Annotated in this window: 20 protein-coding genes and 1 pseudogene; 10 read left to right on the top strand and 11 right to left on the bottom strand. The window is 71.0% G+C overall.

Translation table 11 applies throughout. The annotated features are described in order from the left end of the window. Nucleotides 1-110: 110 nt before the first annotated feature. Nucleotides 111-1,124, bottom strand: a complete 1,014-nt coding sequence (gene glnII / locus ACQPZZ_RS04700; RefSeq protein WP_432929283.1) for a glutamine synthetase — start codon at nucleotides 1,122-1,124, stop codon at nucleotides 111-113. A gap of 209 nt (nucleotides 1,125-1,333) precedes the next feature. On the opposite strand from glnII, the gene ACQPZZ_RS04695 reads away from it, so the two are divergent. Continuing rightward, complete coding sequence (locus ACQPZZ_RS04695) at nucleotides 1,334-1,918, top strand: hypothetical protein (protein WP_432929281.1); 585 nt, start codon at nucleotides 1,334-1,336, stop codon at nucleotides 1,916-1,918. A gap of 70 nt (nucleotides 1,919-1,988) precedes the next feature. On the opposite strand, the gene ACQPZZ_RS04690 is transcribed toward ACQPZZ_RS04695, so the two are convergent. Next, a complete protein-coding gene (locus ACQPZZ_RS04690; RefSeq protein WP_432929279.1) occupies nucleotides 1,989-2,789 on the bottom strand; it encodes a DUF72 domain-containing protein in 801 nt (266 codons plus the stop codon). Between the two features lie 83 nt (nucleotides 2,790-2,872). Between ACQPZZ_RS04690 and ACQPZZ_RS04685 the strand changes: the two genes are divergently transcribed. The 4 genes and pseudogenes from ACQPZZ_RS04685 to ACQPZZ_RS04670 all read left to right on the top strand — a co-directional run bounded on the left by ACQPZZ_RS04685 (nucleotide 2,873) and on the right by ACQPZZ_RS04670 (nucleotide 5,644). Beyond that, nucleotides 2,873-3,418: a type 1 glutamine amidotransferase domain-containing protein gene (locus tag ACQPZZ_RS04685; protein WP_432929277.1), complete on the top strand. Its 546-nt coding sequence runs from the start codon at nucleotides 2,873-2,875 to the stop codon at nucleotides 3,416-3,418. 67 nt (nucleotides 3,419-3,485) lie between these two features. Continuing rightward, the gene (locus ACQPZZ_RS04680) at nucleotides 3,486-4,364 is read left to right on the top strand and encodes a sugar kinase (RefSeq protein ID WP_432929275.1); all 879 of its coding nucleotides are present in this window, start codon (nucleotides 3,486-3,488) and stop codon (nucleotides 4,362-4,364) included. Next, nucleotides 4,361-4,816 (top strand): annotated as a pseudogene (locus tag ACQPZZ_RS04675) (nucleotidyltransferase family protein). The gene ACQPZZ_RS04680 and the pseudogene ACQPZZ_RS04675 overlap by 4 nt, the downstream one beginning before the upstream one ends. A gap of 27 nt (nucleotides 4,817-4,843) precedes the next feature. Further along, complete coding sequence (locus tag ACQPZZ_RS04670) at nucleotides 4,844-5,644, top strand: DUF222 domain-containing protein (RefSeq protein WP_432929273.1); 801 nt, start codon at nucleotides 4,844-4,846, stop codon at nucleotides 5,642-5,644. Here ACQPZZ_RS04670 and ACQPZZ_RS04665 read toward each other — a convergent pair. Then, on the bottom strand, nucleotides 5,610-8,072 hold the full coding sequence (locus ACQPZZ_RS04665) for a GcvT family protein (RefSeq protein ID WP_432929272.1): 2,463 nt from the start codon (nucleotides 8,070-8,072) through the stop codon (nucleotides 5,610-5,612). The two genes, ACQPZZ_RS04670 and ACQPZZ_RS04665, sit on opposite strands and share 35 nt — an antisense overlap. A gap of 72 nt (nucleotides 8,073-8,144) precedes the next feature. Between ACQPZZ_RS04665 and ACQPZZ_RS04660 the strand changes: the two genes are divergently transcribed. From ACQPZZ_RS04660 to ACQPZZ_RS04650, 3 genes are read left to right on the top strand one after another with little or no spacing between them, the layout of a single operon-like run. Beyond that, on the top strand, nucleotides 8,145-9,062 hold the full coding sequence (locus ACQPZZ_RS04660) for a phosphotransferase (RefSeq protein ID WP_432929270.1): 918 nt from the start codon (nucleotides 8,145-8,147) through the stop codon (nucleotides 9,060-9,062). Nucleotides 9,063-9,073: 11 nt separating this feature from the next. Next, complete coding sequence (locus ACQPZZ_RS04655; RefSeq protein ID WP_432929268.1) at nucleotides 9,074-10,648, top strand: amino acid permease; 1,575 nt, start codon at nucleotides 9,074-9,076, stop codon at nucleotides 10,646-10,648. A 50-nt stretch (nucleotides 10,649-10,698) separates the two neighbouring features. Then, nucleotides 10,699-11,730, top strand: coding sequence for a phosphotransferase enzyme family protein (locus tag ACQPZZ_RS04650; protein ID WP_432929265.1), 1,032 nt, complete (start codon nucleotides 10,699-10,701; stop codon nucleotides 11,728-11,730). A 27-nt stretch (nucleotides 11,731-11,757) separates the two neighbouring features. Here the strand turns inward: ACQPZZ_RS04650 and lipB are convergent, their stop codons facing one another. From lipB to ACQPZZ_RS04620, 6 genes are all read right to left on the bottom strand, one after another. Next, a complete protein-coding gene (lipB, locus tag ACQPZZ_RS04645; protein ID WP_432929263.1) occupies nucleotides 11,758-12,393 on the bottom strand; it encodes a lipoyl(octanoyl) transferase LipB in 636 nt (211 codons plus the stop codon). 54 nt (nucleotides 12,394-12,447) lie between these two features. After that, nucleotides 12,448-12,663, bottom strand: a complete 216-nt coding sequence (locus tag ACQPZZ_RS04640; protein WP_432929261.1) for a PspC domain-containing protein — start codon at nucleotides 12,661-12,663, stop codon at nucleotides 12,448-12,450. A 106-nt stretch (nucleotides 12,664-12,769) separates the two neighbouring features. Further along, nucleotides 12,770-13,567: an ABC transporter ATP-binding protein gene (locus tag ACQPZZ_RS04635; RefSeq protein ID WP_363645761.1), complete on the bottom strand. Its 798-nt coding sequence runs from the start codon at nucleotides 13,565-13,567 to the stop codon at nucleotides 12,770-12,772. Further along, on the bottom strand, nucleotides 13,564-14,622 hold the full coding sequence (locus tag ACQPZZ_RS04630; RefSeq protein ID WP_432934282.1) for a FecCD family ABC transporter permease: 1,059 nt from the start codon (nucleotides 14,620-14,622) through the stop codon (nucleotides 13,564-13,566). Before ACQPZZ_RS04630 ends, ACQPZZ_RS04635 begins: the two co-directional genes overlap by 4 nt. 2 nt (nucleotides 14,623-14,624) lie before the next feature. Beyond that, nucleotides 14,625-15,653, bottom strand: coding sequence for a FecCD family ABC transporter permease (locus tag ACQPZZ_RS04625; protein WP_432929259.1), 1,029 nt, complete (start codon nucleotides 15,651-15,653; stop codon nucleotides 14,625-14,627). A 39-nt stretch (nucleotides 15,654-15,692) separates the two neighbouring features. After that, nucleotides 15,693-16,742: an ABC transporter substrate-binding protein gene (locus ACQPZZ_RS04620; protein WP_432929257.1), complete on the bottom strand. Its 1,050-nt coding sequence runs from the start codon at nucleotides 16,740-16,742 to the stop codon at nucleotides 15,693-15,695. A gap of 200 nt (nucleotides 16,743-16,942) precedes the next feature. On the opposite strand from ACQPZZ_RS04620, the gene ACQPZZ_RS04615 reads away from it, so the two are divergent. Together ACQPZZ_RS04615 and rho are read left to right on the top strand one after the other, a co-directional pair. Beyond that, nucleotides 16,943-17,521, top strand: a complete 579-nt coding sequence (locus ACQPZZ_RS04615; protein WP_363645755.1) for a hypothetical protein — start codon at nucleotides 16,943-16,945, stop codon at nucleotides 17,519-17,521. A 296-nt stretch (nucleotides 17,522-17,817) separates the two neighbouring features. After that, nucleotides 17,818-18,957: a transcription termination factor Rho gene (gene rho / locus ACQPZZ_RS04610; protein WP_432929254.1), complete on the top strand. Its 1,140-nt coding sequence runs from the start codon at nucleotides 17,818-17,820 to the stop codon at nucleotides 18,955-18,957. 11 nt (nucleotides 18,958-18,968) lie between these two features. Here rho and ACQPZZ_RS04605 read toward each other — a convergent pair whose 3' ends face one another. Both ACQPZZ_RS04605 and ACQPZZ_RS04600 read right to left on the bottom strand, forming a co-directional pair. Next, nucleotides 18,969-19,844, bottom strand: a complete 876-nt coding sequence (locus ACQPZZ_RS04605; protein WP_432929252.1) for an aldehyde dehydrogenase family protein — start codon at nucleotides 19,842-19,844, stop codon at nucleotides 18,969-18,971. Between the two features lie 212 nt (nucleotides 19,845-20,056). Then, nucleotides 20,057-21,484, bottom strand: a complete 1,428-nt coding sequence (locus ACQPZZ_RS04600; protein ID WP_432929250.1) for an aldehyde dehydrogenase family protein — start codon at nucleotides 21,482-21,484, stop codon at nucleotides 20,057-20,059. Nucleotides 21,485-21,494: the final 10 nt, after the last annotated feature.

The raw sequence follows: 21,494 nt of genomic DNA, 5'->3' as shown, positions 1-21,494 counted from the left end.
GCCGCCGCCAACGCGTACGGCTCCCGCGCCGGGACGCGGGAGCCGTACGGGGACGGGGGAACCGTCAGTGCCTCGTGGAGTCGATCAGACCTGCCGATCAGACCTGCCGATCAGACCTGGCCGGCCTTCTCCAGAGCGGTGCAGCAGGTGTCGACGATCAGACGGGTGACGACGTAGGGGTCGACGTTGGCGTTGGGGCGCCGGTCCTCGATGTAGCCCTTCTTGTCCACTTCGACCTGCCACGGGATGCGGACCGAGGCGCCGCGGTCGGAGACGCCGTAGCTGAACTTGTCCCAGCGGGCGGTCTCGTGGTGGCCGGTGAGGCGGTCCTCGATGCCGTGGCCGTAGTTCTTGACGTGCTCCATGGCGTTGTCGCCCAGGGCCTGGCAGGCGGTGATGATCGGCTCGTAGCCCTCGCGCATCGCCTTCGTGGAGAAGTTGGTGTGCGCGCCGGCGCCGTTCCAGTCGCCCTTCACCGGCTTGGGGTCGAGCGTGGCGGCCACGTCGAACTCCTCGGCGGTGCGGTAGAGCAGCCAGCGGGCGACCCACATGTGGTCGGAGACCTCCAGCGGGCCGGCGGGGCCGACCTGGAACTCCCACTGGCCGGGCATGACCTCGGCGTTGATGCCGGAGATCTTCAGGCCGGCGGCCAGGCAGCGGTCGAGGTGCAGCTCGACGATGTCACGGCCGAACACCTCGTCGGCGCCGACACCGCAGTAGTAGCCGCCCTGCGGAGCGGGGAAACCACCCAGCGGGAAGCCGAGCGGGCGGCTGTCCTTGAAGAAGGTGTACTCCTGCTCGATGCCGAACCACGACTCCTGGTCGGCGAACCGCTCGGCCACCTCGGCGAGCGTGGAGCGGGTGTTGGTGGCGTGCGGCGTCATGTCCGTGTGCAGGACCTCGCACAGGACCAGCACGTTGTCGCCGCCCCGGATAGGATCGGGGCAGGTGAACACCGGCTTGAGCACCAGGTCGGAGGAGTGACCGGTGGCCTGGTTGGTGCTGGATCCGTCGAAGCCCCACAGCGGCGGCTCGGCACCGTCGGCAAGGACCTTGGTCTTGGAGCGGAGCTTCGCGGTCGGCTCCGTGCCGTCGATCCAGATGTACTCGGCCTTGTAGGTCACGTCGATCCCTTTCGAACGAGGCGGCCTGGCGTTCGTCCGCCACGCCCAACAGTGCCGCTTTGGCATTTCGTAGCTTTTGCCCGTTTGTAACCGGAGTGTTAACGCGCATTCTTTGCCTTGACGGTGGTGTGACCCGCGGCACATGATCCGCGTTCTCCTGGGCAGTCGGAGGGCGTCAACGAATCGCAACCGCACTGGAGTGAGGGCAGATGGTCTTATTGGGCCTGCTTCTGGTCCTGATCGCGGCGGCCGCTGTGATCGAGGTGTCGGTGAACGACACCGCGAACACCCTGCCGATCACGGTTCTGGACCGTACGTTCAACCTCAGCCCGTTCGAGCTGTTCATCGCCGGCGTCGTGACCGCCGCCGTCTTCGTCGCCGGTCTGCTGCTCATCACCGGCGGCATGCGCCGTGCCGCCGTGAAGCGCCGCCGGCAGCGTGAGGCGCGCCTCGCGGAGCGGGACCGCGTGTCCCGCCTGGAGGCCGAGAAGCGCGACCTGGAGCGCCGCCTGGAGACGACCGCGACCACCCCGGCGACCGCCTCGACGACCGCCCCGGCCGCCGAGCCCGTCACCAAGCAGTACCCGAAGGTCGACCGGGACCGCGACGGCGTCGACGACCGTGCCCAGAACAGGGCCCAGAACAGGGCCGCGAACAGGGCCGAAAACAGGGCTGCGGACAGGGCCGGGCGTGACACCGCGCCGCACAACCGCCTCTCCGTACCCGCCCAGCAGTCGTCCCCCGACCAGCTGGTGGCGGGCGGGCGCCACGCGGCCGACGACCGCCGCGCCTGATCCGGATGTCGTCTGATCTCGTAGTGAATTCGCCCGCGGGCCGTTCCGGCGCCCGGCCCGCGGGCGCCGGTCACGACCTGACCGGCTGCGACGGGCGGGCCCCGGCGACCGGCCGCTCGTGTGACCTCTCAGGGGCCTGGACCCTGCCGACGTCCCGCCCCTGCGCGCGCGCCAGCTCCGCGAAGGTGATCGCGTTGCGTACGGCGGCGCCGCCGGGATCGTTGTTGAAGTAGACGTAGGCGTCCGTCGCCTCGCCCAGGCGATCGACCCAGCTGTGCAGCGCACGCCGGCCGTAGCTGGGCCAGGGCTCGGCCCCACCCTCGTGGAAGCGCAGGTAAACCCAGCCGGCCGTACGCCACAGGGGCCCGGCCGGCCGGCCGAGACGGTCCGCCCAGCACAACGCGGCCCCGAACTCGGTCAGCAGGGCGCGGATCTCGTCGGTCCACCACGAGGCGTGCCGCGGCTCGACCGCGACCCGTACGGCACGCGGAAACCGGGCCAGGCAGGCCCGCAGCCGCCCGGCGTCCACCTGAAGGGTCGGCGGCAGCTGCAGCAGGATGGGCCCCAGCTTCGGGCCGAGGCCCTCGGCCACGCCCATCAGCCGCTCGACCGGCTCCTCCGGGTCCTTCAGGCGCTTGATGTGCGTCAGGAAGCGGCTGGCCTTGACCGCCATGACGAAGTCGGGCGGCGTGCGCTCCCGCCACGACTCGAACGTCTCCCGCTTCGGCAGCCGGTAGAAGGCGTTGTTGTTCTCGACCGTGGCGAAGATCTCGCCGTAGCTCTCCAGCCACAGCCTCTGGGGCACGCCGCCGTACACGAGGTCGCGCCAGTCGGCGTACTGCCACCCGGATGTCCCCACCAGCACGGCCATGCCCTTCCCCTACCCAGGAGACGGCATAGATCGCGGCGGGCGGGGCACGCGACGTCAAGAACGAGCAAAAGAGGGGAGCAACGATGATCCAGGGCAAGACGATCGCATTCCTCGTCGCCCCGGAGGGGGTCGAGCAGGTCGAGCTCACCGAGCCGTGGAAGGCCGTCGAGCAGGCGGGTGGCACGCCGAGGCTGGTCTCGGTGGAGCCCGGGGAGATCCAGGCGTTCAACCACCTCGACAAGGCCGGCGTCTTCCCGGTGGACACCGTGGCCGCAGACGTCTCCGCCGCGGACTTCGACGGGCTGGTCCTGCCCGGCGGGGTCGCCAATCCCGACTTCCTGCGGATGCGCCCGGAGGCCGTACGGTTCGTCAAGGAGTTCTTCGACGCGGGCAAGCCGGTCGCGGCGATCTGCCACGCGCCGTGGACTCTCGTGGAGGCCGACGTGGTGCGCGGGCGCACGCTCACCTCGTGGCCCAGCCTCCAGACGGACCTGCGCAACGCGGGAGCGACCTGGGTGGACCAGGAGGTCATGGTCTGCACGGGCGGCCCGAACACGCTGGTGACCAGCCGGAAGCCGGACGACCTCAAGGCCTTCTGCCAGGCCGCCGTGGACGCCTTCGGCGCCTGAGCGGGGCCTTCCCCGGGCGGATCGAGGTCTGTCATGCTTTCCGGGTGCAACCCCGCGGATACACGGCATGACCGAGGTTTTCACGCTCGGAGAGGCATTGGGCGTCGTCTCCGGCGACCGGCTCCGGCATGACACGACCATCCGCCTCGACGTGGAAGGGCCGGAGCTGACGACGGCGGTCGGCCTGGCCCGGCTCGGCCACACGGTGAGCTGGCTGGGCCGGGTCAGCGGCGACGAGCTGGGCAGCCGCACGCTGACCGTCCTGCGCGGCGAGGGTGTGGACGTCTCCCACGTACGGGTGGACGAGACGGCGGCGACCGGGCTGATCCTGCGTCAGCGGCGCATCGGCCGTTCGTCGCACGCGGTGCACTACCGGGAGGGCTCGGCCGGTTCGCATCTGTCGACCGGCGACGTGCCCGGTGAGGCGGTGCAGTCGGCGCGGATCCTGCACGTCACCGGCGTCACCCTCGGCCTGAGCGGCCTCGCGTGGAGCGCCGTCCACCACGCCGTCAAGCTCGCCAGGGACGCCGGGGTGCTCGTCTCGGTGGACGTCAACCACCGCGCGAACCTGTGGGAGAGCGCCGAGGAGGCCCGTCAGGGGCTCACCGAACTCGCCGCCTCGGCCGACGTGCTCTTCGCGACGCAGGACGAGCTCATGCTCGTGGAGTCCGTGCTCGCGTCCGGGCCAGAACTGGTGGTGACGCGGGGCGCCAAGGGAGCCAGCGCCACCGTCGACGGCCTGCGCTACGACACCCAGGCCGCCCCGGTGACCGCGGTCGAACCCGCCGAGGTCGGCGGCGCGTTCGTCGCGGGCTATCTCAGCGCGATCCTGGACGGGCTGCACCCGGCGGACCGCCTCAAGCGCGGCATCTCGGTGGCCGCCTTCGCCGTCGCGAGCCACAGCTCCTGGCAAGGCCTCCCCACCCGCGGCGAACTCCCTCCGTGACCAGTGGCGGTCATGCGGTGATCAGCCGCCTCCCGCTGGACGAACAGCTCGCCGCCCTGAAGTCTGTTCTCTCCTCCAACGAGGTGCTGCTCGACGTACTCGACCGGACGGCGTCGCTGGCGCTGCCCGACTGTTACCTGACAGCGGGGTGCCTGTTCCAGACCGTATGGAACGTCGTCACGGGCAGCCCCCCACCAGCGGGATCAAGGACTACGACGTCTTCTACTTCGATGACGGCGACCTGTCGTGGGAGGCCGAGGACGCGGTGCACGTCCACGGAATCGGCCATCGACTGCTTCGCCGCGACCACCTGCTGCCTGGGGGTGCGCCTGAAGCCGACCGGCCGGTGGCGCGTCTACGCTCCGCACGGGCTCTCCGACGTGTTCAACCTCGTCGTACGCCCGAACCCGGTGCTCGCCCCGCGTGAGGTTCACGAGACCAAGACAGCCTGATGGCGCCGCCAGTGGCCCGAGCTGACCGTGCTGGACCTGCTCACGCTGGCGGTGGAGCTGGCGCGTCTGCCCCGGGTGCGAGAGAAGTTCGCCGCCGGGGACCTGGCGGCGGGGGTGGTGGAGGCGATCTGCACCGCCACCGCCCACTTGAGCGACGAGCACGCCAGCCTGGCTGAGCCGATCCTGCTGGAGCTGGCGGGCAAGGCGGGCGCGGCGGAGGTGGCCAAAGCCGGCCGCTACCTGCGCGCGGTGCTCGACCCCGACGGGGAAGAACGCGACGAGCGGGCCGACCACGCGCGGCGGTTCCTGCGAGTCCGCCCCACCGCAGGCTCCGACGTGCGCCATGGACACCCGCCGGCGGGCACGGCGCCGGGAGCGTCACCGGGTGCGTCGCTCGGGTCGTTGCTGGGAGCTGTGTTGGGGGCAGCGCCGGGGTTGTTGCTGGCGACCGGGCAGATGCTGCCGGTCTCCAGCGTGCACCGCCTGGCCCGCACCTCCGCCCTCGTGCGGCTGGTCATGAACGCCGACGGACAGGTGCTCGACATGGGCCGCAAGGTCCGCCTGGCCACCCCCGCCCAACGCAGAGCCGTCTACGCCCGCTACGCCACCTGCTGGATCGACGGCTGCCCCCTGCCCGCCACCATGTGCCAGATCGACCACGCCGACAACTGGAGCACTGGCAGCCTCACCGACCTGAAACTGCTGGGCCCGGCCTGCCAGTTCCACAACCGCGACCGCTACCGCCACCCCCACCGCTACACCCGCCGAAAGATCAGCACCGACCGCTGGGCCTTCACCTACCGGTTGCCGCCCAGGGCTCGGCCTTGATGCGGGAGCCGTCCGGGTCGTAGAGCGGCTCATGGGTGATGGTGGCGCCCACGCGGCGGCCGTTGACGCCGATCTCCACCCGGCCGCCGGGGTCCACCTCCACGGGCAGATAGGCGTACGCGATCGAGCGGCCGACCCGGTGGCCGAAGCCACCGCTGGTCACACGGGAGACCGGACGGCCGTCCAGCCGGACGGGCTCGCCACCCAGGCACACGTCGCGCTCGTCGTCGAGCACCAGGCAGCGCAGCGCCGTACGGGGACGCGGCAGGGCGGCCCGGCGCTCCGGCCGTACGGCGAAGCCGAGCCCGGCCTCCAGCGGGGTGGTCTCCGGCGTGACGTCGAGGCCCCAGACGCGGTAGCCCTTCTCCAGCCGCAGCGAGTCGAGCGCGCGGTAGCCCGCCGGCCGCATGCCGTGCGGCAGGCCCGCCTCCATGAGGGAGTCCCACAACGTCAGCCCGTACTCGGACGGGCAGTAGAGCTCCCAGCCGAACTCGCCCACGAACGTGACCCGCTGGGCGAGCACCGGGACGTGTCCCACGCTGATCTCGGCGGCCCGCAGGTAACCGAAGGTCAGATCGTCGTCGCTCAGCGACGCCAGGATCTCGTAGGCGCGAGGCCCCCACAGGCAGTAGCACGCGTAGGCGGAGGTGACGTCGGCGACCGCAAGCCCGTGACGGCGCAGCAGGGCGGCGTCGTGGACCCCGAACGCGGTGCCGGTGACGAGGCGGAACCGGTCCTCCGCCAGCCGGGTCACGGTCACGTCCGCCTCGATGCCGCCGCGTTCGTCGAGCAGTTGGGTGTAGACCACCGGGTGGACCACTGGGTAAACCGGCGTGTAGACCGGCGTGTGGAACTCCGCGCCGACGGGCCGGTCCAGAGTGTTGCCCGCCAGCCGCTCCAGGTCAGCGACAGATCCGGATATCTCCAACTTGGCGAAGGACGTCTGGTCGAACAGCCCGGCGGCGTCCCGCGTCGCCAGGCACTCCTCGCGGATGGCCGGAGACCAGACTCGGCCCGCCCAGCCCCTCGGCCGTGCCACGTCCTCATCCGAGGTGGGTGGGTACCAGTTGACCCGCTCCCAACCGGCCTTCTCACCGAAGGACGCGCCCAGCGCCTCGTGCCGCACCCAGGCCGGCGAACGGCGCAGCGGCCGGGTGGCGGTGCGCTCCTCACCGGGATAGACGATGTCGTAGTACTTGCTGTAGGAGTCCAGGGCTCTGGCGCGGGCCCAGCGTGCGGATCGGGCATGCCCGCCGAAACGGCGGACGTCCATGCCGAAGACGTCATACTCCGGAGCGCCCTCGACAATCCACTCGGCCATGACCTTGCCCACGCCGCCGGCGGCGGCCAGGCCGTGCACGCAGAAGCCGGCCGCCACCCAGAGTCCGGCGACCGCGGTCTCCCCCAGCAGGAACTCCCCGTCGGGCGTGAACGCCTCGGGCCCGTGCACGACCTTGCGGAACGCCGCCGGGTCGTCGCCGTCCCCGACCGATCCCAGTGACGGCACCCGCCGGACCGCCGAGTCCCACGACTCGCGGAACTTCGCCATGTCGGGCGTGAAGAGCGTGCGGGGCGCGGACAGAGGCCGGTCGGTGTCCCAGACCTGCGGACTCCTGATGTAGCCGCCCACGAGGATGCCGCCGTCCTCCTCGCGGAAGTACACGATGTTGTCCGGGTCCCGGACGGTCGGCGTGTCCGCCGGGACGCCGGACGCCGGAGTCACCACGTACTGGTGCTTGATCGGCACGATCGGGATGTCGGCCCCGGCCATCCGGCCGACCACCCCGGCCGCCGCGCCCGCCGCGTCGACGACGGTCTCCGTGCGCACGACGTGCTCGCCGTCCTCGCCGCGCAGCCGTACGGCGGTCACGCGGCCGCCGTGGACGTCGATGCCGGTGACCTCCACGCCGGTGAAGATCCGTACGCCGAGCCTGCGGGCGCCCTCGGCCAGGGCGTGACCGAGCCGGGCCGGGTCGAGCCATCCGTCCCCCGGCAGCCACAGCGACCCGAGGACGTCGCCCACCTCCAGCAGCGGCAGCCGGTCGAGTGTGCCCCGGTGGTCGAGCACCTCCAGGTCGAGCCCGTACGTCTCGGCGGCCCCGGCCTGGCGCAGCAGTTCCTCCATGCGCTCGGGGGTGGTCGCCAGGCGCAGGCCGCCCACGCCGTGCCAGCCCGGATCGAGCCCGGTCAGCTCGCGCAGTTCGGGATAGAGACCGGCCGAATACATGATCATCCGGGTCTGCGTGACGGTGGACCTCAGCTGGCCGACGAAGCCGGCGGAGTGCCAGGTCGTGCCCTCGGTGAGGTCGTGCCGCTCGACCAGGATCACGTCGGTCCAGCCGAGCCGGGCGAGGTGATAGGCGACGCTGCATCCAGCCACTCCGCCGCCGATGACGACCGCGCGGGCTTCTGCGGGAAGTTGCGACATCGGTACCGTCCTGTAACACCCGGCCCAGACAATCGGATCAATGGTCTGAAGGTAGACCAAAAGGAGCCGGGCATGCCAGATCCCGTCGCAGACGCAATGGATCTCGTCACGGCCTGGGCCGGGCGGCCGCTGACCTTCACGACGATCAAGGGCGGGCTCAGCCACCACATCGCCAGGGTCGACAGCGAGGACGGCGACCGCTGGCTCCTGCGGGTGCTCGACCCGCGCATCGCCGAGACCGGGCTCGGCATCCCGCTCGACCAGGAGATCGCCAACACGGTCGCCGCGGCGTCGTCCGGGATCGGCCCCCGCGTCGTCCACGTGCTGCCGGGCGTCCTCCTCCTGGAGTACGTCGAGGGGGTCACCCTCGACGCCCCGGCCGTGGCCGCGCGGATCGAAGAGGTCGCGGACGCCTGCCGCCGCCTGCACGCAGGCCCCCGCTTCGGCAACGACTTCTCGATCTTCGACAAGCTCCGGGAGTTCGTCGCGCGCTGCCGCGCCCACGGCCTGGCCCTCCCCGCCGGGTACGAGGACGTGCTACCGGCCGTGGCCGGCATCGAGGCGGCGCTGGCCCGGCGCCCGCTCCCCACGGCCCCCTGCCACAACGACCTGCTGGCCGAGAACCTGATCGTCACCGGCGACGGCGTCCGGATCGTCGACTACCAGCTCTCCGGCAACAACGACCCCTGTTTCGAGCTGGGCGACATCGCCGCCGAGTCCGACTTCGACCCCGACCAGGTCGTACGGCTCACGCGGGCCTACTTCGGCGACGACGAGCACGTTCCCCGGGTGCGACTGAACCTGATCATGTCCAACCTCACCTGGACGCTCTGGTTCGTCATCCACGAGGGGCTGGTCCGCGACGGGGCCATGCCCGGATTCGACTACTCCGCCGAGGCCGCCGACAAGTTCGCCCAAGCCGTACGCGACCTCGATGATCCACGCTTCGGCCGCCTGATCGACGGCGTCCGGAAACTCCGCACCGGTTAGAGGAGGCCTCAGTGGCGCAAGCCCTCGACGACGCTGACCACGACGACGACGCCAAGCGACTGGCGGAACTCGGCTACAAGCAGGAACTGGCCCGCACCTGGAGCGGGTTCTCCAACTTCGCGATCTCCTTCTCCATCATCTCGATCCTGGCCGGCTGTTTCACCACGTTCAGCCAGGCGTGGAACAACGGCGGGCCTTTGGCGATCTCCATCGGCTGGCCGCTGATCTCGGCGTTCATCCTGATCATCGGGTTCTGCATGGCGGAGCTGGTCTCCGCGTACCCCACGGCGGGCGGCATCTACTGGTGGGCCGCGAAGCTGGGCGGGCCGGTGCACGGCTGGTTCACCGGCTGGCTCAACCTGATCGGGCTGATCGCGGTGACCGCGTCGGTCGACTACGGCTGCGCCACCTTCCTGAACATCACCATCGGCCGGTTCAGCGACTCCTGGGCGAGCGGCAACGCGCTGCGGCAGACCTTCCTGCTGTTCGCGATCGTCCTGGTGCTGCACGCGTTGATCAACATCTTCAGCCACCGCCTGATCTCGCTGCTGCAGAACGTCTCGGTGTGGTGGCACGTGTTCGGCGCGGCGGCCGTCGTGCTGATCCTGATCTTCGGTCCGTCGAAGCACCAGAGCGTGGGCTTCCTGTTTGAGACCTTCAACCACTCCGGTTTCGGCGAGGGCGACTCGGGCCCGGCGTTCTGGCTGTACGTGCTGCCGCTGGGCTTCCTGCTCACGCAGTACACGATCACCGGCTTCGACGCCTGCGCCCACGTGTCGGAGGAGACCCACGGCGCGGCCCGCACCGCGGCCAGGGGCCTGTGGCAGTCGATCTTCTACTCCGCGATCGGCGGCTGGATCCTGCTGCTGTCGTTCCTGTTCGCGGCGACGAACGTGGACGCCGTCAACGCCGAGGGCGGCTTCGTCGGGGCCATCTTCACCTCGTCTCTGTCGTCCTCCCTCGCCACGGTCATCTTCGGGATCTCCACCATCGGCCAGTTCTTCTGCGGCATGAGCTGCGTGACGTCGATGTCCCGGATGATGTACGCGTTCTCCAGAGACGGCGCGGTGCCGGGCTGGCGGCTGTGGTCGAAGGTCGACCGCAACCGCACGCCGGTCAACGCGATCATCGGTGGCTCCGGGGTCGCGCTGCTGATCACGCTGCCCGCGCTCTACGCGCCCGAGGGCACGACGACCCCCGTCGCGTTCCTCGCCGTGGTGTCCATCGCGGTGATCGGGCTCTACCTGGCGTTCCTCATCCCGATCTGGCTGCGGCTGCGGGCCGGAGACTCGTTCCAGCCGGGCCCGTGGACGCTGGGACGCAAATACAAGGCGCTGTCCTGGATCGCGGTGATCGAGATCGCGATCATCTCGATCTACTTCATCCTGCCCATCGCCCCCGCGGGCGTCCCGGGCAACAAGGACTTCGCCTGGACGTCGGTGAACTACGCCCCCATCGCCGTGGGCGCCGTGCTCGTCGGCATCGCCCTGTGGTGGCACCTGTCGGCCAAGCACTGGTTCGCCGGGCCCCGCCGCACGGTTGACGACATGGGCGACGACGTCGGCCGGCCCGAGCCCGTGGCCTGATCTGCCCGGAATACGGCCCGCCCCACCCGGGCGGGCCGTACGCTCGTCTAATGATCGACAACACCGGGCGCACGCCGTTCGAGGCACTGAGCCGCGCGGGGCGCACGCGCCGCCTGGCCGCGCTCGCCCGCACGGCACTGTCGGCCTACGACGTGCCGGTGGCCCGCCTGACCGCGATGGCGAAGGGCTTCAACACCACCTTCCGGGTGGACGGCGCGGACGGCCGGCGTTACGTGCTCCGCGTCCAGCGCCCCGGCGGCCCGAGCCCGGAGATGGTCAGGTCGGAGGCCCTGTGGCTGCGGGCCCTGCGCCGCGACACCGCGCTGGCCGTCCCCGAGCCGGTGCCCACACGTACGGGTGACCTGCTGACCGTGGCCGAGCACGCGGAGGTGCCGGCGGCACGCAGCTGCGTGCTGTACCACTGGGTGGACGGCCGGTTCCTGGACACCGCGCTCACCACCGCGCACCTGCGCCGGGTGGGCGCCTTCACCGCACACCTGCACCTGCACAGCGCCGGGTGGACGGCGCCGGCCGGTTTCACCCGGGGACGCGTCGACGCCGTCACCGAGCCGGGCCGCCGCACCGCGGCCCCGCCGCAGGAGGAGGCCGAGCAGGCGGCACGCCTGGTGGAGCAGGTGCATTCGGCGGCGGGCGCCGAGATCGTGCGGACGGTGGCGGACCGCGTCCGGCGCGTCCGGGACGCCCTGGGCCACGGCCCGGACGCCTACGGGCTGATCCACGGCGACCTGCACCAGGAGAACTATCTCTTCCAGCGCGGCGAGGTCCGCGCCATCGACTTCGACGACTGCGGGTACGGCCACTTCGCCTACGACCTGGCCGTGACCGCGGGCGAACTCGCCCACCTGCCACACGCCGCGGATCTGCGTGCCGCGCTGCTCGCGGGATACCGCGCCGTACGGCCGCTGCCCGCGAGCCACGAGGACGCGATCGGGGACTTCACTGCGTTGCGCCGGCTTCAGCTCACGCTGTGGGTACTGGAGGAACGAGCACAGCCGATGTTCCGCGACGACTGGCGGGAGCGGGTGGCCCGCGGCCTGGAGAGCGCGGCCCGGGCCCTGTGACCGCCGACGTCCCTGTGACCCGCGGCGTCAGGAGGCCTCGAACGCCTCCGCGACGACCGGGCGGGTCTCCTCCATGGAGGCCCGTCCGAGCTCGCGGGCGATCGAGGTCATCTCCACGTCGGGCATGCCGCAGGGGATGGCGAGGTTCCACGGCGTGAGGTCGCCGTCGACGTTGAGCGCGAAGCCGTGGCTGGTGACCGACCGGCTCGACCGCATGCCGATCGAGACGATCTTCCGCCCGGTGTCCCGCGTCCACACGCCGGTGAGCAGCTCCGACCCGGGCGGGGTGTCGCGGCGCTCGGCCGGGACGCCGATCCGGGCCAGCGCCTCGACCAGCCGCAGCTCGACCTCGCGGATGTAGTCGACCACGCCCTCGCCGTCCCGCAGCTTCACGATGAGATAACCGACGAGCTGCCCGGGCCCGTGATAGGTGAGCTGGCCGCCACGGCCGGTCGGCACCACGGGAATGCCGGCCGACGGGTCGGGCAGGTGGGTCTCCAGCGTCCGCTTGCCGATCGTGAAGACCGGCGGATGGCTGAGCAGCCACAGAGTGTCGGGCCGCGCGTCGTCCTGTCGTTCCTCGACCAGCGCGGCCATGCGCTCCATGGCCTTCTCGTAGTCGACCAGCTCGTCCTGGACCAGCGTCAGGGGCCGTTGCCGCATCATCGCTCACCTCTTCCGATGTGAGCATAAACGCGGCCACCCGCCCCGTGCTTCCTACCTGTGGCCGTACGAGTGGTCGTAGCCGTGAGCGGAAGCGGACGGGGCCTTGGGAAACAGCACCCACATGATGAGGTAGGCCACGAACTGCGGACCCGGCAGGATGCAGGACAGCAGGAACAGCACCCGCACGACCGTCGGCGACATGCCGTACCGGTCCGCGATCCCCCCGCAGACGCCAGCGATGATCTTGTGCTGCCTCGATCGGTACATCGATCGGCTCCTTTCGTTCACCCGGTTCAACGGACCGTCGGGTAATCCACGTTCCGCGAGGAACCCTGAGAAAACCCCGATCCCCTGACCCTGAGGCCACAAGGACCTATTCGCGTTGCCAGGGCGCGCCCGGCACGACGAGCGGGCCTCCCGTGACCGGGTCCGGCACGACGACCGACGTGAGTCCGAAGACCTCGTGGACCAGATCGGCGGTGATGACGTCGCCCGGTGCGCCCTGGGCGACGATGCGTCCCGCCTTCATGGCGATGAGGTGATCCGCGTAGCGGGCGGCCTGGTTGAGGTCGTGCAGGACGACGACCACGGTCCGGCCGCGCTCGCGGTTGAGCTGCCGCACCAGGTCGAGCACCTCGACCTGGTGCGCGATGTCGAGGTAGGTCGTCGGCTCGTCGAGCAGCAGGAGGCCGGTGTCCTGGGCGAGGGCCATCGCGATCCAGGCCCGCTGCCGCTGACCGCCGGACAGCTCGTCGACCGGCCGCTCCGCGAGATCGCCGGTCGCGGTGCGGTCCATCGCCTCGCTCACGGCCTTCTCGTCCGCCTCCGTCCACTGCTGCCACCACTTGTGGTGTGGCTGCCGGCCGCGGGTGACCAGCTCGGAGACCGTGATCCCCTCCGGCGGCACCGGGGTCTGCGGCAGCAGCCCGATCTCCCGGGCGACCCGTCTGGTGGGGATGCGTGCCAGCTCGGTGCCGTCCAGCAGGACCGCGCCGCGCCGCGGCCTGAGCAGCCGGCCCAACGCGCGCAGCAGCGTGGACTTGCCGCACGCGTTGGGCCCGATGATGACGGTGACCTGCCCGTCCGGGATCTCCAGATCGAGGCCGTCGACGACCGTGCGGTCCTCGTACGTGAGCACGAGCCCTTCGGCCCTCAGGCGGTTTCCGGTCATGCGGTGCCTCCGGAACGGCTGCGAGTGCGGACGATCAGCCACATCAGATACGGGGCGCCCACCGCCGCGGTGAACACGCCGACCGGCAGCTCGATCGGGGAGAACAGTCTGCGGGCCAGCAGATCCGCGACGGTCACGATCAGGGCGCCGGCCAGCGCGGAGCCGGCCAGGGGGATCTGTGCGGTGCGGGTGAGACGGCGGGCGATCTGCGGGGCGAGCAGCGCGACGAAGTCGACCGGGCCCGCCGCGCCCGTCGCCACCGACGCCAGGACGACGCCGAGGACGGTCAGGCCCAGGCGGACCCGGCCGAGCCGTACGCCGAGAGCGGTCGCCGTGTCGTCGTCGAACGACACCGTGCGCTGGGCCCTGGCCGCCCAGAGCAGCGCCGGCGTCAGCACGAGCAGCGTCCAGGCGAGCGGTGCGGCGTGGTCGTAGCCGCGGCCGTTGAGCGATCCGGTGAGCCAGACCTTGGCCTGCTGGGCCACCAGGTAGTCGCCCTTGGTGAGGAACAGCTGTGTCAGGGAGCCGAGTGCCACCGAGATGCCGATGCCGATGAGCACGAAGCGGCCGGCGTGCAGGCCCCTGCGCCACGCGAAGACGTAGACCAGCGCGGCAGCGGCCAGGCCGCCGAGGATCGAGACGTACGGCAACGCGGTGTGCGCGGTGACGCCGAAGGTCATCGCGGCGACGGTCGCCGCGCCGGCGCCGTGTGTCACACCGATCACGTCCGGACTGGCGAGCGGGTTGCGGGCCACGGCCTGGATGAAGGCCCCGGCGATGCCGAAGGCGGCGCCGGCCAGCAGGCCGACCACGAGGCGGGGCATCCGCAGGGTGCCGACCACGAACTCGTCGGGGCTCGGTCGCCCCGCAAGCACGCGGACGACCTCCGTGGGGCTGACAAAGGACTCGCCGACGCACAGATAGACGACGGCGGTCACCGCGAGCACCGCGCCGAGCAGGGCGGCGACGAGGGCCGCTCTGCGGTGCAGCAGGAAGCTGCCCCGCCCCGCGCGCAGGACCGAGAAGCCGGTGGGGCGCACGGGGCTACCGGGCATCGTCACGCCGCCACCACCGCCTTCCTGCGTACCAGTGCGATCAGGAACGGCACGCCGAGCAGTGCGGTCATGACGGCCACCGGCACCTCCGAGGGCGGGAAGACGACGCGGCCGAGCACGTCCGCGACCAGGATCATCACGGGACCGAGCAGGGCCGCCGCGGGAAGGACCCAGCGGTGGTCCGTGCCGACGAGCGCCCGCGCGATGTGCGGGACGGCCAGGCCGGTGAAGGCGATCGGGCCGGCGGCGGCGACCGCGACGCCGGTCAGGACGGTGGCGCCGAGACCTCCGAGGATCCGCAGCAGGGGGACGTTGTGGCCGAGTCCCTTGGCCACGTCCTCCCCGAGCGCGAGCGCGTCGAGTCCCCGGGCCATCGAGGCGACCAGCAGCAGCCCCGCGAGGAGGAACGGCCAGGTCTGCCCGGCGATCTCGGCGCTCCGCCCGCTGATCGAGCCGACGTGCCAGAACCGGAACTCGTCCAGGGCCTCGGCGTCGGTCGTCGTTATGGCGGAGACGACGGAGGCGAGCAGGGCGTTCATCGCGGTGCCGGCCAGGGCGAGCGTGACCGGGGTGGCGCCGCCGCGTCCGCCGCTGGCGATGATGTAGACCGCGACCGCCGCGATCCCCGCGCCCGCGAAGGCGAACCACACGTAACCGCTCAGTGAGTGCACGCCGAAGAACGCGATCGCGCACACCACGCCCACCGAAGCGCCCTGGCTGACGCCCAGGATGCCGGGCTCGGCGATGGGGTTGCGGGTGATGCCCTGCATGACCGTGCCGGCCACGGCGAGGGCGACGCCGACCATCACCCCGACGAGCGTGCGAGGCACCCGCAACGACCGTACGACGTGGGCTTCGCCGCCGCTGTGCACCCCGCCGTGCAGCAGGGCGTCCACCACCACGCTCGGCGCGATCGGGCGGCTGCCTGCCGCGAGGCTGAGCAGCACGGCGAGGACCAGCAGTCCGGCGAGAACCAGCAGGAGTGCGCCCCCGGCCGTCGGGCCGACGCGGCGTCGGGTGGCACTGGGCATTCGTTCGCTTTCTCGGAGCCGGTGGGGGACCGCGTGCGCCTATCCGGCGAGGTACCTGTCCAGATCCCCGACGACCTGCATGGCGGCGGTGACGCCGAGACCGAGATACCAGGTCTCGTCCGGGACCTCGTAGGCGTGCCCGGCCTTGACCGCCTTGAGGTTCTTCCACAGCGGATTGCCCTGGACCGCCGCCTTGTCGGTGGCCTTCGGATCGCCGTAGACGCCGGTGAAGATGACGTCCGCGTCCGCCTGGTCGATGTTCTCCGCGCTCACCTCGGCGGCGAGGTCGGGGATGTTCTGGTTGTCCGGGCGCGGAATGCCGGCGTCCTGGAGGATGGTGCCGATGAAGGAGGCGTTGGCGTAGAGCCGGATCGCTCCGTCGGGCATGAAGCGCACCATCGAGACGACGGGCTTGTCGTCGCCCAGCTTCGCGCCGAGGTCCTTCACCTTGCGGTCGTACTCCGCGAGTTTCGCCGTGGCCTCCTCGGTCTTGTCGAGGGCGGCCGCGTTGAGGAGGTAGTTCTCCTTCCAGGTGAACCCGGGACGGATGGAGAACACGGTCGGGGCGATCTTCGACAGCTCGTCGTACTGCTCGGCGGCGCGCAACTGGCTGCCGAGGATCAGGTCCGGGTGCAGCCCGGCGATCGCCTCCAGGTTGAGGTTGTTGATCGTGCCGACGTTCTTCGGGGTGCCGGCGTCCTGCTTCAGGTAGGACGGCAGTTCGGGCGACCCCTCGCTGGGCGCGAAGCCGACCGGCTTGACGCCCAGGGACACGACGTTGTCGAGCTCCCCGACGTCCAGGACGACGACCCGCTGGGGCGCGGCCTTGATCTCGGTCGTGCCCATGGCGTGGGTGACGGTGCGCGGCCACTCGCCCGGTTTGGCGTCCGTGCCCATCGCGGCGGTCTTCTCCGCGGCGGTGCCGAAGTCCGCGCCACCCTTGGCGACGGCCTTCTTGGCGGCCTCGGCGGCGGGCGTTCCGGCGGCGGCGCCCGAGCCGGAACCGGAGGAGGTGCCGCAGGCGGCCAGCGAGAGTGCGACCGCGACGGCGCCGATACCGAGACCGAGACCGCGGTGCCGGAGAAACATACAGGACTCCCTGCCGAGACTGTGATTAGGTAAGCCTTACCTTATAGGGATCTTCCCTGGTTTCTACAAGCCCGAAAAGTGTGGTTATGGTCACTGATGTCGTCCAACGCACAGGGTCGCCGATTCGGCGGCATCTCACTGGTGATCTTCTTCGGGAAGAGGGCATATAGGGAGGCAAAGAACCGTCTTTGGAGATTCACATGGACATAGCGGCCCTGCAGGCGCAGACCCGCCTGCACCTGCGGCAGAAGATCACCATGATGGTGAACAGGTACGTCGTCCATGTGGCTCGCCCCGACGGTTCTGAAGGCGAGATCGTGGCCTTCGCGGAGCAGAAGCGGATGGCGCTCAAGGAGCAGGTCACGCTCTACACGGACGAGTCCCGGCAGGAGACGCTGGCCGGCTTCAAGGCCCGTAAGGTCCTCGACCTGGCCGGCGAGTACGACGTGATCGACCACGCGGGGGCCCCGATCGGCACGTTCCGCAAGGACTTCGGCCGGTCGCTGCTCCGCTCGACCTGGCACCTCCAGCAGCCGGGACTGCCGACACTGACCGGACATGAGCGGAACATGGCGGTCGCTCTGCTGCGCCGGTTCTCCGACTCACTGGAATGGCTGCCGTACCACTTCGACTTCAGCATCGGCGCGTCGATCGCGTTCTCGGTCGACCGCAGGTGGGGCCTGCGCGACCGGTACGCCATCGAGATCCGCGACCCACGCCTCGACCGCCGCCTCGTCATCGCCATGGCCGTGGCGCTCGACGCCCTCCAGGCCCGATAGCGGGAGGGAATCACCGAACCAGGTCAGCCTGTTATAGTCAGCGGCAAGCCGTATGGTTCTGGCTCCATCTGTGAGCCCATACGCGCGTCGCACGTCCCGCGAGCATCTCTCCGCCACCGGTCCAAGCAGCACGGGCCGCCACGCACCGAGACGCCGCGCCGGGAGGAAACCTCGGTCCTCGCGAAACCCGCTCCGCCGGGCCTTCGCCGCGGTCCCCGCTCCCTCCCCCTCCGCTCCGGCCGGACCGGCCGTCCCTGATCAGCGTGCACCCACATGTCCCAGACCCAAGGAGTCCCATGACCACCACTCTCAGCGTTCCGAAGCCGCGCACCGGTTCCCGCACCAGGCCGGCCCGTACGAAGGACACCCGGACCACCGAGGTCACCGGCCTGCTCGACCGGTCGGGCACGAACACGGTCATCCGTACGAACGGCTACCTGCCCGGCCCGAAGGACGTGACCGTCCCGGCCGCGCTCTCGGACGCGCTCGGCCTGCGCCGCGGCGACCACGTCCGCGGCATCGCCCAGAACGGCAAGCTCACCGCCGTCACGGTCGTGAACGGCGCGCCCGTGGACACCGCGCGGCCGGATTTCGCCGATCTCGTGCCGATCCACCCCGACGAGCGGCTGCGCCTGGAGACGACGCGGACCATGCCGGCGACGCGGGTCATCGACCTGTTCGCCCCGGTCGGCAAGGGCCAGCGCGGCCTGATCGTCGCGCCGCCGAAGGCCGGCAAGACGATGCTGCTCAAGGCCGTCGCGAACGCGATCACGACCAACCACCCCGAATGCCACCTCATGGTCGTCCTGGTGGACGAGCGGCCCGAGGAGGTCACCGACATGCGCGAGTCGGTCCGGGCCGAGGTCATCGCCTCGACCTTCGACCGCGCGCCGCAGGACCACATCGCCGTGGCGGAACTCGCCGTCGAACGGGCCAAGCGGCTCGTGGAGACGGGCCGCGACGTGGTCGTGCTGATGGACTCGATCACCCGCCTCGGCCGGGCGTACAACATGGCCGCGCCGAGCGGCGGGCGCGTGCTGACGGGCGGCATGGACGTCCGCGCCCTGCACCAGCCCAAAAAGGTGCTCGGCGCCGCCCGCAACATCGAGGGCGGCGGCTCGCTCACGATCCTCGCCACCGCGCTGGTCGAGACGGGCTCGAAGATGGACGACATCGTCTTCGAGGAGCTCAAGAGCACCGGCAACATGGAGCTGAAGCTGAGCCGGAGCCTGGCCGACCGCCGCGTCTTCCCCGCCGTCGACGTCGTCGCCTCCGGCACCCGCCGCGAGGAGCTGCTGCTCCACCCCGCCGAGCTGCCGCCGGTGCGGCGGCTGCGCCGGGCGATGCAGGACCAGGAGGCGTTCGAACGCTTCCTCACCACGCTGAAGAACACGGGCTCGAACGCCGAACTCCTCCTGGCCCTGGCGAAGGGCTAGGCAGCCACGACCTAAACCCCGATCGGGTGCCAGACGGTCTTGGTCTCCAGGAACGCCGTCATCCGCTCGATGCCGGGGTCGGCGAGCCAGTCCACGCGATCGGCCGGCGGCCGGAGCACCCGCTTGAGGTTCTCCGCGGCCAGTTCTTCACACGTGACCGCCAGCTCGGCGTCGGCGCCCGTCAGGTCGATGCCGTTGACGTCCATGTGGCCCGCGAGCCAGGGGGCGATCTCGGCGGCCGAGCCGGTGAGGATGTTCACCACCCCGCCCGGCAGGTCGGAGGTCGCCAGCACCTCCGCCAGCGTGATCGACGGCAGCGGCGCGCGCTCGGAGGCGACCACCACGCAGGTGTTGCCCGTCACGATCACCGGCGCGATCACACTGACCAGCCCGAGCAGCGGTCCCTCCTGCGGGGCCACCACCGCGACCACGCCCGCCGGCTCCGGGCTCGACAGGTTGAAGTAGGGCCCGGCCACCGGATTGGCCGACCCGAGGACCGCGCCGATCTTGTCGGACCAGCCCGCGTACCAGACCAGCCGGTCGACCGCGGCGTCCACCAGCTCGCCCGCCTTCTTCGCGGAGACGCCGTCGGCGTCGGCGACCTCGGCGGCGAACTGCGCGCGACGGCCCTCCAGCATCTCGGCGATCCGGTACAGGATCTGTCCCCGGTTGTACGCCGTGGCCCCGGACCAGCCCGGGAACGCCTTGCGCGCGGCCGCGACCGCGTCCCTGGCGTCCTTGCGCGAAGCCCTTGCCGCGTTGGCGAGGAAGTCGCCCTTGGAGGAGGTCACGGCATACGACCTTCCGCTTTCCGAACGCGGGAACGCGCCGCCGATGAACAGCTTGTACGTCTTGCGCACGCCCAGCCGTTCTGTGCGCTCACTCATCGAAGGTTCCAATCTCCAGTGGACGGGCCGGCCGGTAGGTCTGGCCGCAGCGGCACACGCCGCCGCGGTGCGCGAACCAGCCGTGCCGTACGGCGAAGCGGCCGGAGCGACGGGCCCGGGCGAAGCCTTCGCCCGCTCCCGCGCGGGCCCGCCGTACCAGCCGGCGGCGCTGCCCGTCGCCGCACCTGCCACACGGACGGCCGGAGGGGTGATCACACCGCAAGGTATGCCTCCAGACCCTGGCGCCCGCCCTCGCGGCCGTAGCCCGACTCCTTGTAGCCGCCGAACGGCGAGGTGGGATCGAACCGGTTGAACGTGTTGGACCAGACGACGCCGGCCCGCAGCCGGGCCGCCGTCCACAGCATCAGCGAGCCCTTCTCGGTCCACACGCCCGCCGACAGCCCGTACGGCGTGTTGTTGGCCTTCTCCACCGCCTCGGCGGGGGTGCGGAAGGTCAGCACCGACAGCACCGGGCCGAAGATCTCCTCCCGGGCGATGCGGTGCGACTGGGCCACGCCGGTGAAGAGGGTGGGCGGGAACCAGTAGCCGCGGTCGGGGATCGGGCAGGCGGGCGACCACCGCTCGGCGCCCTCGGCCTCCCCCGCCTCCGACAGCTCGCGGATCTTGGCGAGCTGCTCGGCCGAGTTGATCGCGCCGATGTCGGTGTTCTTGTCCAGCGGGTCGCCGAGCCGGAGCGTGCCGAGGCGCCGCTTCAGCGCCTCGAGCAGGTCGGCGGCGATCGACTCCTGCACCAGCAGCCGCGACCCGGCGCAGCAGACGTGGCCCTGGTTGAAGAAGATGCCGTTGACGATGCCCTCGACGGCCTGGTCCAGCGGCGCGTCCTCGAACACGATGTTGGCGGCCTTGCCGCCGAGCTCCAGCGTGAGCTTCTTGCGCGTCCCGGCGAGGCTCCTCGCGATGAGGCGGCCGACCTCGGTCGAGCCGGTGAAGGCGACCTTGTCCACGCCGGGGTGGTTGACGAGCGCGGCGCCCGTCCCGCCCGCGCCGGTGACGATGTTCACGACCCCCGGCGGCAGGTCGGCCTGACGACAGATGTCGGCGAACGCCAGCGCGGTCAGCGGCGTGGTCTCGGCCGGCTTGAGCACGACCGTGTTACCGCAGGCCAGCGCGGGCGCGATCTTCCAGGCCAGCATGAGCAGCGGGAAGTTCCACGGGATGACCTGCCCGGCCACGCCCAGCGGCCGGGGGTTCTCACCGAACCCGGCGTACGACAGCTTGTCGGCCCAGCCCGCGTAGTAGAAGAAGTGGGCGGCGACCAGCGGGAGGTCCACGTCGCGGGACTCCCGGATCGGCTTGCCGTTGTCGAGCGTCTCCAGCACGGCCAGCTCACGCGCCCGCTCCTGGATGATCCGGGCGATCCGGAACAGGTACTTGGCCCGCTCCGCGCCCGGCATGGCCGACCACACGGGGAACGCCTTGGCGGCGGCCTGGACCGCGCGGTCGACGTCGGCCTCCCCCGCCCACGCGACCTCCGCGAGCACCTCCTCGGTGGCCGGGTTGACGGTCTTGTGGCGCTCCTCGCCCTGCGGCTCGACCCACTCGCCGTTGATGAACAGGCCGTACGACGGCCGGATGTCGACGATGTCCCGCGACTCGGGCGCGGGTGCGTATTCGAACATGCCTCAGTCC

Origin of the sequence: Microbispora sp. CA-135349, from assembly GCF_050947365.1 — a bacterium.
Taxonomy (GTDB): Bacteria; Actinomycetota; Actinomycetes; order Streptosporangiales; family Streptosporangiaceae; genus Microbispora.
The sequence above is the reverse complement of the archived record's forward strand: the minus strand, read 5'-3'. Positions and strand labels throughout refer to the sequence as shown.